At 37.6% G+C, this 22,503-nt stretch carries 18 protein-coding genes; 9 read left to right on the top strand and 9 right to left on the bottom strand.

The features are described from left to right. The first annotated feature begins 72 nt into the window (after positions 1–72). The 5 genes from PH4a_RS12155 to PH4a_RS12135 all read left to right on the top strand — a co-directional run bounded on the left by PH4a_RS12155 (position 73) and on the right by PH4a_RS12135 (position 10,883). Complete coding sequence (locus PH4a_RS12155) at positions 73–3,801, top strand: DUF4132 domain-containing protein (protein ID WP_129040046.1); 3,729 nt, start codon at positions 73–75, stop codon at positions 3,799–3,801. Positions 3,802–3,856: 55 nt separating this feature from the next. Beyond that, positions 3,857–4,966: an ATP-binding protein gene (locus tag PH4a_RS12150; RefSeq protein ID WP_129040044.1), complete on the top strand. Its 1,110-nt coding sequence runs from the start codon at positions 3,857–3,859 to the stop codon at positions 4,964–4,966. 100 nt (positions 4,967–5,066) lie between these two features. Further along, positions 5,067–7,649 (top strand): DUF5682 family protein, encoded by a 2,583-nt coding sequence (locus tag PH4a_RS12145; RefSeq protein ID WP_129041898.1) that lies wholly within the window; start codon positions 5,067–5,069, stop codon positions 7,647–7,649. Then, the gene (locus PH4a_RS12140; protein WP_129040041.1) at positions 7,636–8,799 is read left to right on the top strand and encodes a VWA domain-containing protein; all 1,164 of its coding nucleotides are present in this window, start codon (positions 7,636–7,638) and stop codon (positions 8,797–8,799) included. Before PH4a_RS12145 ends, PH4a_RS12140 begins: the two co-directional genes overlap by 14 nt. Beyond that, positions 8,796–10,883, top strand: a complete 2,088-nt coding sequence (locus tag PH4a_RS12135) for an SWIM zinc finger family protein (protein ID WP_129040040.1) — start codon at positions 8,796–8,798, stop codon at positions 10,881–10,883. Before PH4a_RS12140 ends, PH4a_RS12135 begins: the two co-directional genes overlap by 4 nt. 65 nt (positions 10,884–10,948) lie before the next feature. Here PH4a_RS12135 and PH4a_RS12130 read toward each other — a convergent pair whose 3' ends face one another. The 5 genes from PH4a_RS12130 to seqA all read right to left on the bottom strand — a co-directional run bounded on the left by PH4a_RS12130 (position 10,949) and on the right by seqA (position 15,492). Beyond that, a complete protein-coding gene (locus PH4a_RS12130) occupies positions 10,949–11,692 on the bottom strand; it encodes a type 2 GTP cyclohydrolase I (RefSeq protein ID WP_129040038.1) in 744 nt (247 codons plus the stop codon). A gap of 241 nt (positions 11,693–11,933) precedes the next feature. Continuing rightward, the gene (locus PH4a_RS12125) at positions 11,934–12,140 is read right to left on the bottom strand and encodes a YbfA family protein (protein ID WP_129040036.1); all 207 of its coding nucleotides are present in this window, start codon (positions 12,138–12,140) and stop codon (positions 11,934–11,936) included. Between the two features lie 434 nt (positions 12,141–12,574). Then, complete coding sequence (locus PH4a_RS12120) at positions 12,575–13,057, bottom strand: YehS family protein (RefSeq protein WP_064719333.1); 483 nt, start codon at positions 13,055–13,057, stop codon at positions 12,575–12,577. Positions 13,058–13,225: 168 nt separating this feature from the next. Next, on the bottom strand, positions 13,226–14,866 hold the full coding sequence (gene pgm / locus PH4a_RS12115) for a phosphoglucomutase (alpha-D-glucose-1,6-bisphosphate-dependent) (RefSeq protein ID WP_064719332.1): 1,641 nt from the start codon (positions 14,864–14,866) through the stop codon (positions 13,226–13,228). A gap of 74 nt (positions 14,867–14,940) precedes the next feature. Continuing rightward, positions 14,941–15,492: a replication initiation negative regulator SeqA gene (gene seqA, locus PH4a_RS12110; RefSeq protein ID WP_064719331.1), complete on the bottom strand. Its 552-nt coding sequence runs from the start codon at positions 15,490–15,492 to the stop codon at positions 14,941–14,943. Between the two features lie 460 nt (positions 15,493–15,952). On the opposite strand from seqA, the gene ybfF reads away from it, so the two are divergent. From ybfF to fur, 4 genes are all read left to right on the top strand, one after another. Continuing rightward, on the top strand, positions 15,953–16,744 hold the full coding sequence (gene ybfF / locus PH4a_RS12105) for an esterase (RefSeq protein ID WP_129040034.1): 792 nt from the start codon (positions 15,953–15,955) through the stop codon (positions 16,742–16,744). A gap of 194 nt (positions 16,745–16,938) precedes the next feature. Next, entirely contained in the window at positions 16,939–17,238 is a 300-nt protein-coding gene (gene ybfE, locus PH4a_RS12100; protein ID WP_064719445.1) for a LexA regulated protein, read from the top strand. Positions 17,239–17,394: 156 nt separating this feature from the next. Beyond that, on the top strand, positions 17,395–17,922 hold the full coding sequence (gene fldA, locus PH4a_RS12095) for a flavodoxin FldA (protein WP_129040032.1): 528 nt from the start codon (positions 17,395–17,397) through the stop codon (positions 17,920–17,922). 188 nt (positions 17,923–18,110) lie between these two features. Continuing rightward, positions 18,111–18,557 carry a ferric iron uptake transcriptional regulator gene (gene fur / locus PH4a_RS12090; RefSeq protein WP_064719328.1) on the top strand — a complete coding sequence of 149 codons (447 nt, stop codon included), beginning with the start codon at positions 18,111–18,113 and terminating at the stop codon, positions 18,555–18,557. An 80-nt stretch (positions 18,558–18,637) separates the two neighbouring features. On the opposite strand, the gene PH4a_RS12085 is transcribed toward fur, so the two are convergent. From PH4a_RS12085 to chiP, 4 genes are all read right to left on the bottom strand, one after another. Continuing rightward, entirely contained in the window at positions 18,638–18,991 is a 354-nt protein-coding gene (locus tag PH4a_RS12085; protein ID WP_129040030.1) for a type II toxin-antitoxin system HicB family antitoxin, read from the bottom strand. Continuing rightward, positions 18,984–19,262, bottom strand: a complete 279-nt coding sequence (locus PH4a_RS12080) for a type II toxin-antitoxin system HicA family toxin (RefSeq protein WP_129040028.1) — start codon at positions 19,260–19,262, stop codon at positions 18,984–18,986. Before PH4a_RS12080 ends, PH4a_RS12085 begins: the two co-directional genes overlap by 8 nt. A 99-nt stretch (positions 19,263–19,361) precedes the next feature. Continuing rightward, positions 19,362–20,201 (bottom strand): DUF817 domain-containing protein, encoded by an 840-nt coding sequence (locus PH4a_RS12075; protein ID WP_129040026.1) that lies wholly within the window; start codon positions 20,199–20,201, stop codon positions 19,362–19,364. A 463-nt stretch (positions 20,202–20,664) separates the two neighbouring features. Next, the gene (gene chiP / locus PH4a_RS12070; protein WP_129040024.1) at positions 20,665–22,059 is read right to left on the bottom strand and encodes a chitoporin ChiP; all 1,395 of its coding nucleotides are present in this window, start codon (positions 22,057–22,059) and stop codon (positions 20,665–20,667) included. Positions 22,060–22,503 lie beyond the last annotated feature (444 nt).

Here is a 22,503-nt window from a genome sequence, read left to right as displayed (position 1 = left end):
TAATCAAATTGTTCAATTCATCATTTCATGGTAAAAAAAACTGTTTATCCATACATAGCTTAAGGAACTGGCGTGATAAAAAAAATCTTAGACATTTTCCCTATTTTTGGGAAAAAAGATGTCCCTGTGACAGAAAAATACCTACAGGAATCTCTTGTACTACTAGCTACATTTGATGAGGAATTACCTAAGCGTGCATTAAATTATGTACTCACTGGTGAAAACCCTGAGGTACTTTTTGAATTAAACAAGCTGGATGCTTCAAAAGCAGCGGTTTACTTTGATAAACCTGGCACCTTAGAGTGGTGGTATGCTCATGGTGTTAATACGGGTCAATACAGCAAAATTATCACCCAAGGCCTTAATGCTCGACACAAACTCTATTCTAAAGTCGGCGACGGTTTTTCCGCAGAGCAAATTGCACGTTACGGTAAAGTACTTGCTGCTGCTTGCCAAGATATCAATATTAAAATCACCACAAAAGAAGTCCCAACCTGGGTGCTTTATCTGCTCATTGATGTGTTTTATAACACTTATGAAAATGCACGAAATCTTAATTTAGAGCACCGTAAGCATTGGAGCATGGCATTTATTGCTAATATGTTGGCACAGGAAGCCGATATCCCAGGTGAAAATGCGTTATTTGCCGTATTCGATAGAAAAGATATTTCCGAATACTATGCAACAAATCTTAAGCGTATTTATGAACTTTCCGACTTACATGATTATATACTTGAGCATCAAGAATTTATTCGAACAACGTTAATTGAGAAATTATCTGCAAATGGTTTAGTTGAACTTATAAATTATCTTAATAAAAACACGCTATTACGTGATAATTTTGCTGATGTAATAGTATTACTTGCCACCAGCAGCTTAAAAACCGTAAAGAAAGCGGCTGAGCCCATTCTTAATACATTACCTGCTGATATTGTCAAAGCAAACTTAACCCATGTTTTAATGAATGGAACGCCAAAACAGAGAACACAAGCCGCAGACTTATTTGCTCGTCAAGGTGAAAACCGTGATGTGTTAGAAGAAGCGCTAAAACATGAAACCTCTAAAGCGGTACAAAAAAGTATTGAAAGCGCCCTGCTGCGTTTTAATGTTATAGATAATGCGAATACTGTTGAAGCGATTGAAGTACCTGATTTTACACCGCTAGAAGATACACAATTACCAGAAAGTGCGCGTGATATTTTGGTTAACAACTTTCATGAAATTTTAGAAAAAGCCAAAGAGAATGCCGAACGTGAAATAGAGGAAAACAAAACCTCAAAGCACACTTATAATTGGGCTCAACGCCATTATAAAGACTTATCTAAAATTAATGAAAAACAATGCCGTGCATTAATTGATAAATTAAATAGTGGGCAAGGTGCTATTAGCTCAAATGAAATTCAAATTATTAAACATAAAAATCGTATTTTAAATTTACCTGAATATACGTTTTTTCATGCTGTACGATTAATTACAAATAATCGCCAACATGCAGAGCATTTCTCTTCACATTATTTTAATGGTGAAATTCCTGAACGTTTATTTAGTGATATTGAATTACGTCATATTGAAGATGTACTACGCAGATGTAATTTTAAAAATGCAGCACGTGTTACTGCGGCATTGTGTTTAGAATCTTATCAAGATGGATTACGTCGTTTTCGTCGGCCTGAGCAAGTTTGGTATTTCTTCTCTCAATATACTGATTTTATTGCAGAAGCGTTGAATTTAATGCCAAATCAAAGTGAGCATCGTTATCGCCAATTTGAAACATCACAAGCTATTGATGTTTTAGCGCGATCCCCAACTATTCCACCGCAATTTGTACCACGTATCATGGAATTAGCTTTAGGTGAAAATAAGACTCACCGTGTTTCAGCACAAAAGTTATTAGAAACACTGCCTAATATTCATTTAAGTGCGCAAGAAGGTTTATCTTCAAGCAAACAAGAAATCCGTGTAACTGCAATCGAATGGCTGGCTCGTTTAAATAACCCTGATTCATTACCTGCTCTTAATGCGTTATTAAAAAAAGAAAAACGTGAAATTGTCCGTGCTTCATTACTAACAGCATTAGAACAATTAGGTGTTGATATTTCTAATTATCTTTCACCAAAAACTTTATTAGCAGAAGCAGAAAAAGGATTAAAAGCCAAAGCACCTGCAAGTTTGTCATGGTTTAATTTTGATGCTATTCCTGCATTAACATGGCAAAACAAAAAAGCAGTTGATCCGGCGATTATTCGTTGGTGGATTATTCTGGCGGTAAAATTAAAAATGCCAGGTGGCAACGCATTACTACAACGTTATATTGGTTTACTCTCTGTAGAAAGCCAACACAAACTTTCTAGCTTTATTCTGCATACCTTTGTTGCTCAAGATGTTAAAGGCCCATCACTTGAAGAAGCCATGGCTGAAGCCCAAAAACGGGCACCGACACAATTAACTCAATATAAAGATTGGGCTAAGCGTTATCCTGAATATTACGCTAAATATGAAACTTATACTTTAGAGCAAGTGGTTGAAGAGATTAAAAACGAAGTTTTACGTCGTTATTTAGGCTCTGCTATTAGTGATAAAGGAATGCTGGCGCTAATTTGTGGTATTGAAGGCCACGTGGCAGTTTCTGTATTACGTAATTATATGCGTGATCACTATCAACGCCGTGCTCAAATTGAAGCTATGATTGATGCCGTAGCATCAAGCAATGACCCCATTATTATTCAGCTATTACTTTCACTTTCACGCCGTTATCGCACCACATCAGTACAAGAAAAAGCACGCAACCTCGTTACACTTATTGCGGAGCGTAATGGTTGGAGTGCGGATGAATTAGCAGACAGAACTATTCCAACGGCTGGATTTGATGATACAGGCACATTAGTACTGGAATATGGCGAACGCATCTTTACTGCAAAAATGGATGCTAAGCAGAAATTGGTGCTGTTTAATCCAGAAGGTAAAGAAGTTAAAGCATTACCTGCAGCACGTAAAAATGATGATGCTGAGCTAATTAAAGAAGCGAAAAAGCTCTTCACTTCGAGCAAGAAAGAGCTAAAACAAGTTATCGAACTACAAAGCGTACGTTTATATGAAGCAATGTGTGCCCAACGTCAGTGGTTAAGTACTGACTGGCAAGAATATATTCTTGCACACCCTATTATGCACAAGCTTATTGAACAGCTTGTGTGGCAAGAAGTAAAAAATGGTCAAGTAATCAACACATTCCGTCCTTCTGATGATGGCGCATTGCTCAACCTCGACGATGACGAAGTCACTTTATCTAATGACTCATTAATTCAATTAGCCCATGCGGCGTTAGTTGATGAAGATGAACGGAAAGCATGGATTGCACACTTTAAAGATTACAAAGTGAAGTTCTTATTCTCACAAATGGAACATAAAATCCCTGAATTAGACCTTAAACTTACTGAAATTGAAGATAGAAAAGGTTGGATAACAGACACCTTCACGCTACGCGGCATTTTAACCAAACTGGGTTATCAGCGTGGCCCAGCGGAAGACGGTGGCTCGTTCTCTCACTATTATAAGTTCTTCTCTAGCTTAAACTATTACGTCAATATTGGCTTTAGCGGCAGCTATGTGCCAGAAGAGAATATTCCTGCTGTACTGTTTGATTTAAGTTTTGAAAAAAATCAGCAAGATTACTGGAACCGCAATAATATTGAGCTAAAAGAGGTACCGCCAATTTTATTAGCAGAAAGTTATGCTGACTATCTAAAAGTTGCAGAGGCCTGTGCTGGATTTGATCCTGAATGGGAAAAGAAAACACCTTGGTAAGCACCATGTTGGCAAACAATTGTTGAAAAGTAATAGGGATAACTAGGAAAGCATAATGGCTAAAAAAGCACCTGCAGAGCAACAAGCAATTAGGGAAAGCGCAGAAATTCGGTTTGCTGATGAGCTTGAACGTTTAACACAAGCAGATAGCAATAATCCTAAACCACAAGGATGGCTTCGCTCTCCTCGTGCTGTTCGTCAATTTGTATTAGGTGATGATGCGTTAGGCATCACACCTAAATTTTTCGGCGATGATGCATTGGTTGATCGTGCAATTGTCACGTTATTAGGTAAACAAGGTTTAATGTTAGTTGGTGAGCCGGGTACCGCAAAATCCATGCTATCTGAGCTATTTGCTGCTGCAATTAGTGGTGATTCAGGATTAACAATTCAAGGCACTGCGGGTACAACAGAAGACCATATCAAATACTCATGGAACTACGCACTACTATTAGCAGAAGGCCCAACTGAACGAGCGTTAGTCGGTTCTCCGTTATATCAAGGTATGTTGCAAGGTAAAATTGTTCGCTTTGAGGAAATCACCCGTTGCCCTCCTGAAATTCAAGATGTGCTGGTTTCATTGATGTCTGAAAAGCAGCTAATGATCCCTGAAATGGGTGACGGCGCACGTGTTAGTGCCAAACCAGGTTTTAACCTTATTGGTACAGCAAACTTACGCGACCGTGGTGTTCATGAGATGTCTGCGGCATTAAAACGCCGTTTTAATTTCGAAACCGTTAAACCGATCCGTGATCCTGCGTTTGAAATTAGCCTAATTCATTCACAACTTGAAAATGAATTAGGTGCCTTAGCAAGCGAAATTACAGTGCCTGCTGATGTTGTCGAACTTTTGGTAACAACCTTTCAAGAGCTGCGTTCAGGTAATACGCAAGATGGCGGAAATATCAAAACCCCTGACGCGGTAATGTCGACGGCTGAAGCAGTAAATATTGCTTATGCTTGTGCATTAGAAGCGCATTATTTAGGCGACGGTGTGCTTAATGCCGGCGCGATTGCGCGTCAGTTAATTGGGGTAGTATTAAAAGATAACGCTGATGACATTAAACGTATGCGTTATTACATGGATAACGTAGCCAGAGAACGCGCAAGAAATAGTAAAGAGTGGAAAGCGTTCTTTGAAGCATCAAAAGAGTTTTGGCAATAGTCTTAATATTGCTTGCTAAGCACTAAAATAGGTTATTTATCAATTAAAAGGCAGGGTTAAACAAGACTCTGCCTTTTCACCCAGAAAAGGGATGACAACGGTGACACTACCTTCAATAACTTTACCTGAAAGACTCGAACAAGCTCGATTGAAATGGACATCATTGCAGCAGCAACATCTCTATTTTGCACCAGTGCGCCATCATAGCCCCGCTTGTGCATATGCTATTTTATCTCTTATTGATTCAGTAAAACCTGATTATATATTGATAGAAGGCCCAGATACATTTAACTCACTAATCCCAAGCTTAACGGATAAAGATACCCTGCCACCTGTTGCAATAATGGGGCAAGCAGAATATTTACATAACGATGGTGAACAAGAAGAACGTGAAAAATCACTACACTCTGCCTATTTTCCATTTTGTGAATATTCGCCTGAATGGCAAGCATTACGCGGTGGATTACGCATTAATGCCCAAACCCGTTTCATCGATTTGCCTTGGGCTGCTCAAGTAAATAACGAAGAATATAGTGATTCACAAAGTCGTAGCCTGCAAAAAGAGCGTTATTTAGCCCACAGCCAATTTATTGCTCAACTCGCTAAAAAGTGCCACTGCCGTGATCATGATGATGTTTGGGAGCATCTGTTTGAATTGCGTAATATTGAAGAGATGAGTAACTGGCAATCGCTCTTTTTTGATACCTTTATTTGGTGTGCTCTTGCTCGCCTTGATTATGAACCACAAGTGCTTGAAGCAGAAGGCTCATCACAACGTGAAGCCCATATGCTGACACATATAAAAACCATAAAACAGCAACAACCTAATGCAAAAATTCTTATTGTAACGGGTGGGTTTCATACCCTTGCATTAATTGAGGGTTTAGCGGACGCGCAACCACAAGATTTTGTCGTAAGTAGCACAGAAAAAAAGCTATTTACTAAGATGCAAAAAATGGGCGAAAGCGAATCTGCATGGCTTATTCGTTATAGTTTTGACCGCCTAGATGCCCTTAATGGCTACGGCTCAGGCATGCCATCTCCAGCTTTTTATCAACAAGTTTGGCTGGGTATGATGCAACAGCATCACGATAAAATAGAAAATAACGCATTTGCCAAACAGCCAACACAAGTTTATCGCAATAAAATGGCGATTGCTTTTTTAAGCCATGTTGCTCAAGCAATAAGAGAAAAGCAATTTGATAATCCGCCAAGTTATTTAGCCGTAAAATTAGCTGCAGAACAAAGTTTACGTTTAGCTTTATTAAGAAATCACACAGGTCCTGGTCGTAATGATTTATTAGATGGGCTACAAAGTGCTTTTATTAAAGGTAGCTTAGACGATAGCCAAAGCGAATTATGGGCAGAAATCAAAACCTGTTTTTCTGGCTATTTGCTTGGAAAAACTCCTCTAGGTACTGCTACACCACCTTTAGTCAACGAAACCTATGAACGCGCTAAAGCCTTTCGCTTTAAACTTGATGACACATTAGTAAAAACCACAAAATGTGATGTTTACCGCAACCCGCAACATCGTTTAAGAAGCCGTTTTTTACACTTATTGGCATTTTTAGAAATTCATTTTGCTCGCCGAATTAGCGGCCCTGATTTTCTTTCAGGTCATCAGTTAGATCTCTTATTTGAAGAATGGCAATATGCTTGGACACCAAATGTTGAAGGTGAACTGATTTCATTATCAGAAAAAGGCTCTCAACTTGAAGCTATTGCACTTTCAAAATTATTAGCAATGGAAACACAGTTAGAAGAACAAGGCCAAAGCCGCTCTAGCCAAAGTGCGGTAACATTGTTGATCCAAGCCGCATTAATTGGGCTCCACCAGCGCATTCCTTCTCTCTTTAAGCTGTTAGATAGCTACATTCAACAAGATTTTCGTCTTGATTCACTAACTCAATGCGGGCATAAATTAATCCACTTATGGCGTGGACGACAATATCTGGATATAAAAGATGAAGCTGCATTAGAAAACCGTCTACATCAAGTTATCCCACAAGCTTTTTTCTGTTTAGAACAACTGTCACAAGGTGATGAGCAGCAACAAGAAACAAATTTGCAAGCCTTACTCTCTTTACGTGAACTCATTGAGTTTATGCCATCATTAAATCATCGATATGATTATAAAAATGATTTTTATCAGCAACTTAATCGTCTTGATGGACTACTGAATAGTGTTCCCCGCCTTAAAGGTGCGGTGGATGCATTACGTTATTTAGGTTCATATATTGATGAAAGCACGCTTGTAACCGCATTAAACACTACATTTAGCACAGGAAGTGATCCTGAACATGCTATTGGTTATTTTGTTGGCATTATGCGTACTGCACCTGAATTAATCATTCGCCTACCTTTATTGGTTGATCATCTCAATAATTTATTACAACAGTGGGATGAAGAACGATTTATTCAGATCTTACCTGATCTGCGTTTTGCTTTTAGCCAACTCAATCCAAAACAAAATGCTGAGCTTGCACAATATATTGCCAGTGATATTGGCTTAGATACGCAAGCATTATCACTATGGCAGTCAGAATTTAGTGCAAAACAGATGCTTGAAGCGACAAAGCTTAACCAGCGATTACAACAGAGAATAACGGAACAAAGCATGCTTTCTTGGTTTGAAGCTAAGAAAACAGATAAAGGAGACAACGCTCATGAGTCAGCATGACGATAAGCCTGAAGATATGCCCCAAAATAAATTACAACAAGCAAAACGCTGGCGACTGATTTTAGGTCAATATGCTGATGATGCGCTAGGGCAAGCCACTTTTAATGCTGACGACCTTAAAATTGAGCGCACTCTCGATTTTCTTTATCGCCGTGAATACCAAAGACGAGGACTTCGCCAAGAACAAGGACGACACGGCTCGCTTGATGCATCTCAGCTCACAGCGGTAAATTGGCTTAATCAAGCGCGCAAGCTATTTCCTAATAGCACCTTTGAACGTATGCAATCGCAAGCGATAGAACGTTATCAGATTAGTAGCTTTTTGAAAGATCCCAATACGTTAAAATCGATGGAACCGACAAAAGCATTAGCAAAAACACTATTAAGCTTACGTGGACGAATGAGTGAAGAGACACGAGATGCAGTAAAAACGATTATTCAACAAGTTGTTGAGGATATTTTACGTCAAATTCGCAATAATTTTCGCCAATCATTAACAGGTCGTCGTAACCGTTTTAGACGCTCTTTAGTGCCAAATAGCCGAAATTTTGATTGGCGAGCCACAATTGCCGCTAATTTAAAACATTATGATACGCAAAATCGACGCTTAGTCATTGAAACACCTTACTTTAACTCACGTATGCAACAGCATTTTCCGTGGGATGTTATTCTTTGCGTTGACCAAAGTGCGTCAATGTCTAGTTCTATTATGTATGCCGCGGTATGTGCAAGTATTTTGGCATCACTACCTGCAGTAAATGTCTCTTTAATTGTGTTTGATACCCAAGTGGTCGATTTATCGCATCTTGCAGATGATCCTGTTGAAGTGTTAATGACAGTACAATTAGGTGGCGGTACCGATATCGCTAGCGCTATGCAATATTGCGAAAAATTAGTTAAAAATCCAAAGCGTACCGTGATTTCGCTGATTAGCGACTTTGAAGAAGGTGGCTCATTAAACCGTTTATTGGATTGCACTCAACGGCTTAATAGCCAACAAGTTAAGTTACTTGGACTGGCTGCACTTGATGATGAAGCACAACCGGTTTATGACGCAACCATTGCACAAAAATTAGCCGATAGAGGCATGCAAGTAGCGGCTCTAACACCAGAACATTTCGCACAATGGCTAGCAGAGGTAATGCAATGAGTTGGCAAACTGTTTATTACCATTACGATGAAGATGCATTAACGGTATTCGCCAATGCAGGGTTATTACGTCGAGCAAGAAAAGATCTCGATAATGGAAAAGTAGCATTAATAGATGCTGATAATGGGCAATTTAGTAGTGATGGGCAGCAAGTCACTTTAGATGCTGCAGGCATTCAAAAAGCCACTTGTGATTGCGCGGCATCGGGTTGTTGTAAACATATTTTAACTGCTATTTTATGGTTACAAACCAACAAGACACTATCGAATATTCCTAGTGAAAATAACGCTGATGATGCTGAGGATATACTTTCTCAAGCAGCGATAGAAATCGCTGAATTTACGCCTCTTCTACCCACATTATTGACACTAGAACCTGAATTCCTGATTAAGAAAACGGGAAAGCCCGCTTGTCGTACTGCAATAAAATTAATTGAACAATGGGAACAACATACACTTATCACAGAAGATTTAGGAACACAGCTTAAAATTCAGCTACCTGATATTGAAGAGCCCGTTATTTTCTTACAAGCTAGTGGTTATGACGGCATGTTGTCACCCTTTTCTGATGCTCAAAAAAAAGCCTTTCATTTAGCTATTGTAGCCAAACTCTTTGAGCAACATAACCAGCCTTGGCTGTGGCCCGACGATTTAGCGGTTGTAAATAGCTCAAAACGGCCACTAATTGCCGAAGAACTGACTTTAATTAATACCATTGAGCAATTTATTGCAGATTTATTGCGCCAAGGGTTATCCCATATCAGTGCTAGCAGTGCAACACAGCTCCATTTACTTAATATGTCTGCTCGTGCTGAGGGACTACCACGTTTAGCCTCTTATTTACGCACGCTTAGCACACAAGTAAAATTATTAGCTGATAGGCATTTCACGATGGATGAAAGTCGTGTGTTACGTTTATTAGCTCAAATTTCAGCTTATTTATTCCAGCTATCACAGGCTACGCCAGAACAACTCAAAGAGCTAAGAGGCCAACTACGTCGTCAATATGATGATAAAAAAGCGAGTTTATCTCTTATTCCTATTGGGGCTAATTGGTGGACAGCACAAAGTGGTGCTTTAGGCGCGACCTTTACTTTTTGGGATAGTGAAGAAAAACAGCTATTGCAAAGTACACAAGCTCGCCCTAATCAACTTGATACTCTTTTTAATCGCTATAGTGTGTGGAATAACTTGTCATTATGGAAGCAAACCGCCGATAAACTAATGCGCCGTCCTTTCTTATTGCAAGAACCTCGAATTTCTGATGAAGGTAAGCTTGCCGCAATAGGTGATAGCTTTGCTCAAGCCCAAGCTGACTTTCTTGATTTTGCCGATTATAAAAATCTGCGATCAGAATTAGGCATTAATCATTGGCAAGATTTACCTGATTATTTTGCTAAACAAACCGAGGGTTTTCTTCCTCCTCTTGTATTACACATCAATAGCTATAAGCCTTTAATTTGGTATGAAGTTGAGCAATGTGTTATTTGGCAGGTTTCAGATAATCATGATAATTCAGCTTTTTTACGTCTTTATTGGGAAGGAACGACACAAAATAATCTTGAAGAATTACGTTTTCTCACCAAAAGAGAGCTCGATATTGTTGCTGTTACTGTGCAACCTGTTCGGCGTGATGTAAATATTGATTTATTACCAACAACAATTTGGATCAGAAAAGAGCAAGGCATTGAAATGTTTTATCTCGATTTTGACCAATTTCCGCGTAAGAAAAAACAGTCTGGTTTTATGAGTCGTATACAAGAATATATGGCAAAACGTAAGCGTCAAACAGCAATGCACCATAGCGAACCGACATTAGCACAAAAATTTTGTCGCCCTATTTTATCGGTATTAGAAGCGCAAGCTTGTACTGGTAGAGCGCTGCTTTCTGAAATGCAAAAAGAACAGTTGGCAATAAGCAAACAAACAGCTGAAGATTTGGGTATGACATTAATTGCTGAGCAATTAACACATTATTTGGCATTAACAACTAGAAATCCTTTGGCATTATTACAACTTATTTGGCTCTGCGATAATCTGCAACAATTACAAAGCCCACTGCCAATTCAACTAAACGAAGAATAGAATATACGATACCTCTCCCTTATTTATTTTTACTATAAGGGAGAGGTTTATTATTGATAAGCGATTTAAGCTGGGTTATCAATATCAATAAATATCACATCAAGATTATGAGTTTGGGCAAGCCATTCGCCTAATGCTTTAATGCCATAACGTTCTGTCGCATGGTGTCCAGCAGCAAAAAAGTGAATCCCCATTTCTCTAGCAATATGAATAGTTTGTTCTGAAACCTCACCGGTAACAAAAGCATCAATACCCTGATCTGCTGCTTCTTGGATAAACCCTTGACCACCCCCAGTACACCAAGCAATAGTACGGATCGTTTCAGGTGCATTATCACCACAATGAAGAACATTGCGCTGTAAAGCTTTTTCTAAGCGATCTTTTAATTCAAGTGGCGTTAATGGCAGGTCAAAGACACCCTGAGGTACTAAAGGCATGATTTCACCTTCAACTTTAACACCCATTTTTAAAGCTAATTGTGCGTTATTACCAATAATAGGATGTGCATCTAATGGTAAATGATAACCATAAAGATTGATGTCATTACACAATAATGTTTTCAAGCGATTACGTTTCATCGAGCGAATAACCGTCGGCTCATTTTTCCAAAAATAACCATGATGAACTAAAATTGCATCTGCATCTAATTTTACGGCTTCATCTAACAGAGCTTGGCAAGCTGTCACACCTGTGACTATTTTTTGAATATGAGGACGCCCTTCCACTTGTAATCCATTCGGTGCGTAGTCCTGAAAATTATCAATACTCAGCTTTTCGTTGATGATTAATTCAAGATCACTATTTTTCATATCATTCTTCTCCCTGTTATCACGAACATCTCTATTTATGCCACTATTTATATAACAATGAGAATACGATAAATAGCAATAGATTAATTAACGTCCGTTTAAGCGATTTATTATCGTTTATTGTAACGTAAAAATAAGAGTTATTTGACGATAAGAAAAATAAGTTGGTAATGCAAAGAATGGGCTTAAAAACGAAAGAATAAATAACGCCTACATTTGTAGGCGTTATTTAAATATTTGCTTATTTGTGGCTATCTAACGCCACTTCTGATTTTGCCAGCCAAACCGGCTTATCACTTGTTTTAGACCATACACGGTGTATATAGCTATAAAATTGAGCGCGTTTAGGATGGAAAACCATAACAGGAAATGCCACAACACCTAGCACAACCGCACCAGTACGACGGGCTAAAACATGTTTTTTTGTATATTCGTTATAAGCTGTCATAGTGCTCTCCTGCATAGAGATTAAATTAATGACTGAAATTTTATCTCATTTGATGAAATTTTACTACTGATCAGACCACTTATTTTGTGCGAAAAGTCACCTTTATTTTTCTTGATATGTAGTTATATTTCAGTATTGAAACAAAAACAAAACATTTGCTTATAATTTATAACAAAAATAGAAAGGTATCTTCACTTGAGAGAGGTTGTAATAATAATTTCGATTATTAAATTATCAGAAAATAAAATAATCATACTTGCGAGGAAAATGAGAGTATTGGTAAATAATCAGGTTACTGCTAAATAATATAAAAAGTTAATAGCGAGCATAAATTTGGAAAAGTTAGGCTATTGGCTAATTCTTTCAATAAAATACTATAAAAAATCCCTCATATTAAATGAGGGATAATTAAAGCTTAAATATAATATTTAAACTTATTTCTTAGTGACTTTACCATCACCACGTAAGGTCATCGTTAAGCCCTTAAGAAAATATCTTACCAGCTGATCACCACAATTACGGTAGTTTTTATGACCTGGTTTACGGAAAACAGCACTCAATTCAGGTTTAGACACTCTAAAATCTGCACGCTCAAAAATATCAAGCATATCGACATCTTTTAGCTCAAAAGCAACACGTAGTTTTTTCAGCACAATATTATTAGTTATTCTGGTTTCGACTTCTGGTGCTGGGAAATTTTCATTTTTTCCACGACGGAAAAAAATTAAGCCATTTAAAAAATGTCCCATCGTATTGTCATCACATTCAACATACTCTGGCTCATCATCTTTTTTTAACCATGCATTGACTTGCTCTTTGGTTACAGTGAGATCAGCTAATTTGATAATATCAACGACCTGAGCATCACTAAGATCCAACATGTAACGAACACTACGTAAAACAAAATTATTTATCATTGTATTGATTATCCACTCTAATTTTTTATTCTAAATCAACCTCAATGATAGACATCAATGCTGTGATCTAAAAATATTTAATGATTAAAAAAATACACTCCGCCTATCGGCAGAGTGTATTTAAATTCGTTATCAACGATTTATTGCGATAATTTATTATGCAATAGATTACTTATTAGCAAAAACATTATTCACAATTTCTATCGCTTCTTTTTCAATAAGCTCACGATGTTCAGCACCACGGAAGCTTTCGCAGTAAATTTTATAAGCTTCTTCAGTACCTGAAGGACGCGCCGCAAACCAGCCATAATCGGTCATCACTTTTAAACCACCGATAGATGCGCCATTACCCGATGCATGTGTTAAACGAGCAGTAATAGGATCGCCAGCGAGTGTGCTTGCAGTTACCATTTCAGGTGATAAGCGAGATAACAACGCTTTTTGCTCATGGCTTGCTGGTGCTTGAATACGGTTATAACTTGGGGAACCAAAATGTTCAGCTAATTCGTTGTAATGCTGCTGAGGATCTTTACCTGTTACGGCGGTCATTTCAGCGGCTAATAGGCATAAAATAATACCGTCTTTATCCGTTGACCACGGCTTACCATTAAAGCGCAAGAAAGAAGCACCTGCGCTTTCTTCGCCACCAAAGCCAAATTCACCACTAAATAAACCGTTGACAAACCATTTAAAACCAACGGGCACTTCAACTAATTCACGACCTAAATCCGCCACAACACGGTCAATCATCGCACTCGAAACCAATGTTTTACCAACTTTCACATTGTCAGACCATTGTGGACGATGACGGAAAAGATAGTTAATGGCTGCGGCTAAATAGTGATTAGGATTCATTAATCCTGATGGCGTTACAATGCCATGACGGTCATAATCTGGGTCGTTAGCAAAAGCTAAATCAAATTTATCACGTAGTTGTAACAAACCTTCCATTGCCCACGGTGATGAACAATCCATTCTAATAACACCATCATGATCCAGAGTCATAAAGCGGAAAGTTTGATCAACTTGATCGTTTACTAATTCAAGATCAAGTTCATAATATTCAGCAATACGTTTCCAATATTCGATTCCCGATCCACCTAATGGATCAACACCCAATTTCAAACCTGCTTTTTTAATCGCTTTCATGTCAACAACATCGCCTAATGCAGTGACATAAGGCATTATCAGGTCTTGCTCTTGGATAAAACCACTGGCTAACGCATCGTTATAAGAAAGTCGTTTTACGCCCTTTAGCCCTTGTTCTAATAGCTCATTAGCGCGTTGCTCAATGACTGACGTTAAATCTGTATCCGCAGGCCCGCCATTAGAAGGGTTATATTTAATACCACCATCTTCAGGTGGATTATGAGAAGGTGTAATAACAATACCATCAGCAATATCTTGATGGGCTTGATTGTAAGTCAAAATAGAGAATGACACTGAAGGTGTCGGCGTATAGCCATTATTTTCTTGAATAATGACTTTCACTTTATTGGCCGCAAGCACTTCTAATACAGAAATAAAGGCAGGCTCCGACAATGCGTGAGTATCTTTACCCACATAACATGGCCCAGTTACACCATTTTTAGTACGAACTTCTGCGATAGCTTGAGCAATAGCAAGAATATGTGCTTCATTAAAGCTTTGGCGATTTGAACTACCACGATGACCTGATGTACCAAATTTCACGCGGTGAGCGCTATTGCTAACTTGCGGTTTTAGCGAATAATATTGTGCTGTTAATTGCGCAACATTAATAAGATCACTTTGGCGCGTATGCTGCCCTGCTCTTGAATGAATTGCCACAAATCTTCTCCTATTTGACATCACAATCACGCTTTAACAAAAGCCTTTGCAATGAATCAAATTAATAATAGTGTTTAGATAGTTCCACACACCTTATCAATCTCATTTGCAGGGAATTGCATGTCCTGCATAATGCTTTGTACCATCGTTCTTTTACGCTCTGTATTTGAGTTAGTGATAACCCAAAATGGCGTACCTGAAATATGACGGGGTTTAGTATGACGCCCACTATCGAGTAACGTTTGTTCATCACCCGCAAAATAAACTCGTGTGCGTCCATGTACTGTTTCAGCCGATTGGGTAAAAGTAGCACTATCTAAGTTATATAACGTAGAAAGGATCTGTAAAAAGCGATCAACGGATTTCGTCTTTTCTGCATAACTGTCAGATAACAACAATTCACGCATTTCACGGATCGGATTTTTTGCTGGTGCGACAGGTTTAGGCTCTACTTCCTGTTTAATAACAGGCGCTTGTACTGACTCAGTGACAACGACTGGCTGTACGGGCTGTGAGGCATCAAACTTAAGCAGACGCCTTAAAATATCTGAAGCGCTTTCACCGATATGTCTAGTTTCGCTAGCAATATAGCGGTAAAGTTCGTCATCAATTTCTATCTTTTTCATTGCTACCCAGTACTGTTTTCAAAAAAAAGTGATTAGGATTATAAGATATAATCTTTAAAAACAAAATAGGTAAAATTTCAATAACTTAAAGCGTATTCATTGGAAATTTAACCTTTCCAAAGCTTTAGCTCGGTATTTATCCTATTGTTTATCTCAGTATCATCTTCTATTCTTTGAAGTTATTAACACCAAGTACGACTCAACATCCTCGCCTTATGTCGCAACAACACTTAAATAATATAAAATCCTAATTATTTATTATTGAGCAATATCAAAGCCCAAACAATTTAAACAACTTTAGTATTTAAACCTATAAAAATCAATTTATACGATATTTAATAAATTTTTTTACATGATTGTTTTTTTGCTCAATAACTCTTTTATATCACTGCCATAAGTTGGCTAACGAGATTGTGCATGTCATCATAGAGAAAAATCGCGCTAAATTTTGGTCATAACTATGAAACTGAATGCATTATTAAATTATCAATTACATCAACCAGCAACCTCTCCACAAATAGAAATCAATCAAGTTCCTATTGTTTTGATTCATGGGCTTTTTGGTGATCTTAATAATTTGGGCGTATTAGCACGCGATCTGCGACAAGACAATATAGTAATACAAATTGATGTTCGTAATCACGGGCATTCACCTCACAGTAACAGCATGAATTATTTAGATATGGCACAAGATGTGATCACGCTACTTGATAGTCTAAATATAGCGAAAGCGATTGTTGTCGGTCATTCAATGGGAGGAAAAATTGCTATGGCAATGACGGCATTAGCACCGGATAGACTGGATAAAGTCGTCGTCATTGATATGTCACCAGTAGCTTATAATGTGCGCCGCCATGATAAAATTTTTACAGCACTTGAAGCTGTCACTGAAGCAAAAATAACGCGTCGCCAGGACGCCATAGAGATTATGCGCCCTTTTATTAATGAAGAGGGAGTTATCCAATTTCTACTTAAATCATTTAAAAATGGTCAGTGGCTATTTAATTTACCCGCATTGAAGAGTGCTTATCCACAAATTATTGGTTGGGATGATGTTCCTGCTTGGCAACACCCTATTTTATTTATTCGTGGTGGATTATCTCCTTATATACTTGATGAATATCATGATGATATTGCTCGTCAATTTCCAAAAGCATCGGGTTTCGTTGTGGCAAATACTGGACATTGGGTGCATTCAGAAAAACCAGAAGCGGTACTCAAAGCCATTCGTCGTTTTTTAGCAAAAGCTTAAATTCAAAATGCGCCTTAAAAGAACAATAATTGAATAAAATGCACGATTATTGTACTTAATGGCATGTTATATGAATAAAAACATCCTATGACAATAGGTTAAATACATGAAGCAGTGGCGGGATATCATCATGTGAGGTATTATTGGTCGTTTCACATTTAGTCATTGGTATACGCCCTTTCGCAGCAAATTTTATGGCAAAAGAACAAACTGATCGCACCACTCTGGATTTGTTCGCAAATGAACGCAGACCTGGGCGACCTAAAACAAACCCGCTTTCTCGGGATGAACAGCTTAGAATTAATAAACGCAATCAATTACGACGAGATCGAGTTAACGGGTTACGTAGAGTTGAATTGAAGTTAAATGAAGAAGCTGTGAATGCACTTAATGAGCTAGCGACAGCTAAAAATGTTAGTCGCAGTGAGCTTATTGAAGAAATATTATTGGAACAATTAGCACAAACGTATGCGTTGGAAAAACATCAACAATAAAAAATTAGCAGGAAAATCACACAAATTCGACAGAATTACCCTGCTCTTTTCGTCAAAATACGGTTTTTGGTTTTCTCTCTGAAAACATGATGTTTATCTTTGATATCATAATTGTTCAAACACAGACAAATAGAATAAAAGAGGTTATCTCACTTTATGGCAATCATAGGTATATTCTTCGGCAGTGATACCGGCAACACTGAAAATATTGCCAAAATGCTTCAAGAAAAACTGGGCGTAGATAATGCCGAAGTTCATGATATCGCAAAGTCCAGTCAAGAAGACATTGAAGCATTTGATATCCTGTTACTGGGTATTCCTACCTGGTATTATGGTGAAGCTCAATGTGATTGGGATGACTTTTTCCCTACATTAGAAGATATTGATTTTAATGGCAAACTTGTTGCGCTCTTTGGTTGTGGCGACCAAGAAGATTATGCAGAATATTTCTGTGATGCAATGGGTACAATCCGCGATATTATCGAACCTCGCGGTGCGGTTATTGTTGGTCATTGGCCAACTGAGGGTTACCATTTTGAAGCCTCTAAAGGTCTTGCAGATGATAACCACTTTATCGGTTTAGCCATAGACGAAGATCGCCAACCAGAATTAACCGAAGAACGAGTTGACGCTTGGGTTGCTCAAATCAAAGAAGAAATGAGCCTCGACGAAATTCTGGGATAAGATATATTCTCAATATTGAGAATGATAATTATTCAATGGTGTGCTAAGATAGTGTGATAGGTGGGGTGTTTATTTTTAAATATCATGCCTATAATCATTAGTGTTATGTCATAATCTTAGTATTAATGAACATACAATATTTGTGAGCACATAATTAAATTCACCATTAGCAACAGGATTAAATCCGCATGACCGACAATAATAAAGCGTTAAAAAATGCTGGGTTAAAAGTTACACTTCCTCGCTTAAAGATCTTGGAAGTGCTCCAGGATCCTGAGTGCCATCATGTCAGTGCTGAAGATCTCTATAAAAAACTCATCGATATCGGTGAAGAGATTGGTCTGGCAACAGTCTATCGCGTCTTAAACCAATTTGATGATGCTGGTATTGTTACCCGACATAATTTCGAAGGTGGTAAATCAGTATTTGAATTAACTCAACAACATCACCACGATCACCTGATTTGTCTTGATTGCGGTAAAGTTATAGAATTTACTGATGAAGCTATCGAAGTTCGTCAAAGAAATATTGCTGAGCGCCATGGTATCAAACTTTCTAATCATAGCCTTTATTTATACGGCCACTGTGCTGAAGGTAACTGTAAAGAAGATAGCCATGCACATGATGAGAAATAATTCATTCTGGATAATTTCCGCATAAAAAAAAGGAACTGTTTACAGTTCCTTTTTTATTGATTAACGCCACATACAAAATATTACCGTGTGACTAATTCACGCTCTAATAACTGAACAATGAACTGATTTTTTGAAATAGCATGAGCTGCAACTGTTGCATTTAAGCGAGCTTCTAACCAAGCAGGATAACGTAATGTAAATGCTTTAAGCTTATCTTCTTCTTTAAAAGGGGAAATCCCTTCCTCAACACAAGTTTCAATAAACTCAGTTAAAGAAATAGTGCCTTCTTTTTGTAGACCATCAATGCTATCAGCAACAAAATCGCAGTACCCATTTACATCTAAAAATTGCCCACGGAAAGCTTTAATTTCAGATTCATAAACAACCGATGCTGGGTGCCCACTTATTATCATGATATTTGTACTTTTAATCATGCTTTACTCCTATCACATTCTCAAACCATTCACGTAAACCATTTACTGAGCCTTTATCCATTACATTGCTAGGATGGGGTTGGTGTGTTTGATAAACAGATCCCATTAAAATAAATTTTCGTCTAGAACCATTACCATTTTTAACCTTCCCGCCAAGATTATTCATTAAGCTCTTTACATCATCCCATTTAATTCCTGACTTTGGTGGCATTGTTAGTATATCAATTAATGTTTTATAGTGTTTGGAACCCAGTTTTTTGGTCTTTATCATCACTCATTCCATTGACGTCACATGATGATATCACTTTAGCATAAGATAACATGACGTCAAAGAATGACGTCACCATAAAATGGTATAACGAACATAATTTTACTTCGCTACACTAATACTATGCTTAATATGTTTTAGATGTACCACAATGGTAAATGTCACAATCACCAGTAATGACCAAGACCCCCATTTTCCCGCATGAACCGCGGACCAAGCACCAATTTGATTGGGGTATTGCCACACACCAAAGAAAGTACCAAAATTTTCAGCCAACCAAATAAAGAAACCGATCAGAACAAATGCAAGTAATAGAGGCATCTTTCTCTCTTTATCATAAGGGGTGAAATAAACCACACTACGAGCGTAAAGCCCTAATATAAAAGCAGTTAAATACCAGCGATAATCGCCAATAAAATGATGAGAAAAAAAATTAAGATAGATTGCCAGAGCCACTAATGTAGCTAGCCAATAAGGGGGATAATGATCTATTCGTACTTTTAAAAAACGCCATGCCTGAATTAAATAGCTCCCTACCGCTGAATACATAAATCCGGTAAATAGAGGGACTTCCCATAATTTTGTATAAGCGAAATCTGGATATTTCCATGAACCTATTGCTGCTGATGTTTTAAAGAGCTCCATAACAAAGCCAACAATATGAAAAAAACAGATAGCTTTTAATTCATCCCATGTTTCTAACTTTCCCCATACCATCCACAATTGAAAAATAATAGCGAGAATGAGTAAAACATCATAACGGGGTATACCTAATATGCCATTACTTGGTGTGGCAAATAATATAAAAAAGAAAAAACCAGCAAACAGACATGAACGAGCTTCTTTAATACCAAAAAAAAGAAATTCAACAATAAAACGTTTCATACCTTTGAAGGGTTTTAATGGGGGCTCTAATAAAAAATCATCCAATCGTTTTAACATATTTCTTCCTGAAAGCCCGCATTACTTAATGCAATAAAACTCAGAATAATAAATTAGGCTCAATAAAATTGATTAGAAGAAATTTGCCACAAAAAGGATTATCTCTCAAGATTCAAAAAAGAAAAAAAGAAAGGTATTTACCCCCCACTACGATACCCACTCTGACTGCCTTTACTTAGGGTAAATACCTTACGCAAATATTGCGAAATAACTCACTGAAGCAGATGAAATAAACTTAATTAACTTAAATTTATTTCTGACGACATGACATGACGACTTTTACTTCATTACAGCCTTACTCTTTTTACTGCGTGATAACAATGACCCTCTAACTACTCTTTCACTTCTAACAACTTTACTTATGACTAACGTATTTACCGGATTTATGTATTGTCTATTTATTTCACGGCTATTCTTATTAAGGATAAAGTGCGAATGAATACACTTTATCCTCGCCATTAACTTAAAAAATAGTAAATGGCATTATTACGTTAAATTTAACGTCTTTTTCATCTTGGAATATATTACCGAAACCACCATCGTAGCTAGGAATATCAGAATGGTTGTCATAACGGGTATAGTGCAATTTAAACAGCGTACCTTTTGCTCGACCTTCTTGAACCGTATACATAATATCCGCATTCCATGCACTTTCTCTGATACGTTTATTTTGGTCGTAAATAGCATTCCCACTTGGTTTAGCATCCCATGCATAAATATAAGAAGTACCCACTGCCCAACCAGAAAGATCCCAGTTTTTCAGATCATACATCACACCAGCATAAAGTGCTTTTTCGCCATTGGCGTTAAAATCTGAACGGCCATCCCACCAAATATCAAGACGACCATTCGATGTTGCCCAACCCGGAGTCATACGCTGTAAGAAGTAGCCTTGATTCCCCTCAGCTTTAACCCAAGTACCTTCGACTTTAAAATCAAACACATTATGGGTATAACCAAAAGTTAATGCTTGTAACCATGCCAGCCCATCATAAACATCATTAACACCGCCACCAGTGACTTTATCTTTAGCCCCGTAGAACTGATATGAAGTTCTTAATTCATTATCACCGATAGGGAAATTATAAGAAGCCTTACCAAAATATTGATCAATATAACCGTCAGCTTGGCCATAAGCAGCTTCTAAAACGAGGCTATTTTTAAAATCATATTTTGCGCCAAAAGAATGGAGATAACTGATATTTGTTTCTAGGTCAGCTTTACGGAAGTTATACATATTCCGATACCACGGTGCTTTGTATTCATCCGTCCACATATATGAGAACGATAACTCACCGCTTTTATCAAAATCGAAAACTGCACCCGCCTCAGCACCGCGATAAGTTCCTGGTAAGAAACTCCAATGAGGACGTAATAACGTTTGACCTTTAGGTTGGATATACCCCCCTTGAGCCCAAAAATTACCTAATTTAAATTTAGCAGCAGCTTTGTAAACACTCATGCCACTGCGGTCGCCGGTCCATTTTTCATCCCAACGACTTTTAGCATCACTAAAACCTATTTCATTCGGCGCAGCAGGCCCACTGGTATTCAGTTCTAGCGCACCAAAAGCGGCTAAATCGATACCAATAAAATTCCCCAAATAACCCGATGAAAAATCTAAATTAGCATTAGCAGAAGAGTGGTGTAAGTTGGCTTTATATTTTCCGTGATCGGGGCTACCCGGTTCTACCTGTTTTCTATCACGGTCACGTTGCCAATAATAAAGACCCCCAGTTAAGGTCGAGTCATCAATAAATCCTTCAGCATAAGACACATGAGCAGGTAAAGCAGTTACCAGCAATGCGCCCATAACGGCAAGTGCTACCCTGCCTGGTTTAGCATATTGCATAACCATAGCATTGTTTCCTCTTTGACTTTGACTAAAAAAGAAATAAGCACAATGCCTATTTCCAAATATAAAACCCCAAGTGGGGAAAAAACCTAAATTAGGTTAGAAACAGCATATTTTTCGCGACGCGAATTATCAACCTAAAAAATAGAATTTTTATCAAAATATGACCAAGGGCACATAACTAAAAATATGTTTCATTTTTTTCTTTTGTGCTGTATCGGCAAAATTAAAATTAATAGATTGATTTAAAAAGACTTTATTGTTAATCATTTAATGATATTAGATTTGTTTTTTACAATTGATAATAATAAGTATCTCTTATAAAAGAACTTTTTTAACAACAAAAAATATGTGTCATAAATCACATTTCATTAATTACAGTCTTATTTTGTGTAATAACTCATAAAAACAGAAGAATAAAACGCTCTAAAATTAACTATTTCAAAA

The sequence above is a fragment of the Proteus hauseri genome (assembly GCF_004116975.1).
Lineage (GTDB): Bacteria > Pseudomonadota > Gammaproteobacteria > Enterobacterales > Enterobacteriaceae > Proteus > Proteus hauseri.
The sequence above is the reverse complement of the archived record's forward strand: the minus strand, read 5'-3'. Positions and strand labels throughout refer to the sequence as shown.

What these genes read in the sequence shown, in the direction of transcription:
- PH4a_RS12085 (WP_129040030.1), bottom strand. Translation starts at nt 18,991, where the DNA reads ATGATTAAAAGTACAAATATCATGATAATAAGTGGGCACCCAGCATCG.
- PH4a_RS12140 (WP_129040041.1), top strand. Translation starts at nt 7,636, where the DNA reads ATGAGTCAGCATGACGATAAGCCTGAAGATATGCCCCAAAATAAATTA.
- PH4a_RS12150 (WP_129040044.1), top strand. Translation starts at nt 3,857, where the DNA reads ATGGCTAAAAAAGCACCTGCAGAGCAACAAGCAATTAGGGAAAGCGCA.
- PH4a_RS12125 (WP_129040036.1), bottom strand. Translation starts at nt 12,140, where the DNA reads ATGACAGCTTATAACGAATATACAAAAAAACATGTTTTAGCCCGTCGT.
- ybfF (WP_129040034.1), top strand. Translation starts at nt 15,953, where the DNA reads ATGAAACTGAATGCATTATTAAATTATCAATTACATCAACCAGCAACC.
- fldA (WP_129040032.1), top strand. Translation starts at nt 17,395, where the DNA reads ATGGCAATCATAGGTATATTCTTCGGCAGTGATACCGGCAACACTGAA.
- chiP (WP_129040024.1), bottom strand. Translation starts at nt 22,059, where the DNA reads ATGGTTATGCAATATGCTAAACCAGGCAGGGTAGCACTTGCCGTTATG.
- PH4a_RS12120 (WP_064719333.1), bottom strand. Translation starts at nt 13,057, where the DNA reads ATGATAAATAATTTTGTTTTACGTAGTGTTCGTTACATGTTGGATCTT.
- PH4a_RS12075 (WP_129040026.1), bottom strand. Translation starts at nt 20,201, where the DNA reads ATGTTAAAACGATTGGATGATTTTTTATTAGAGCCCCCATTAAAACCC.
- PH4a_RS12080 (WP_129040028.1), bottom strand. Translation starts at nt 19,262, where the DNA reads ATGATAAAGACCAAAAAACTGGGTTCCAAACACTATAAAACATTAATT.
- PH4a_RS12130 (WP_129040038.1), bottom strand. Translation starts at nt 11,692, where the DNA reads ATGAAAAATAGTGATCTTGAATTAATCATCAACGAAAAGCTGAGTATT.
- PH4a_RS12135 (WP_129040040.1), top strand. Translation starts at nt 8,796, where the DNA reads ATGAGTTGGCAAACTGTTTATTACCATTACGATGAAGATGCATTAACG.
- fur (WP_064719328.1), top strand. Translation starts at nt 18,111, where the DNA reads ATGACCGACAATAATAAAGCGTTAAAAAATGCTGGGTTAAAAGTTACA.
- seqA (WP_064719331.1), bottom strand. Translation starts at nt 15,492, where the DNA reads ATGAAAAAGATAGAAATTGATGACGAACTTTACCGCTATATTGCTAGC.
- ybfE (WP_064719445.1), top strand. Translation starts at nt 16,939, where the DNA reads ATGGCAAAAGAACAAACTGATCGCACCACTCTGGATTTGTTCGCAAAT.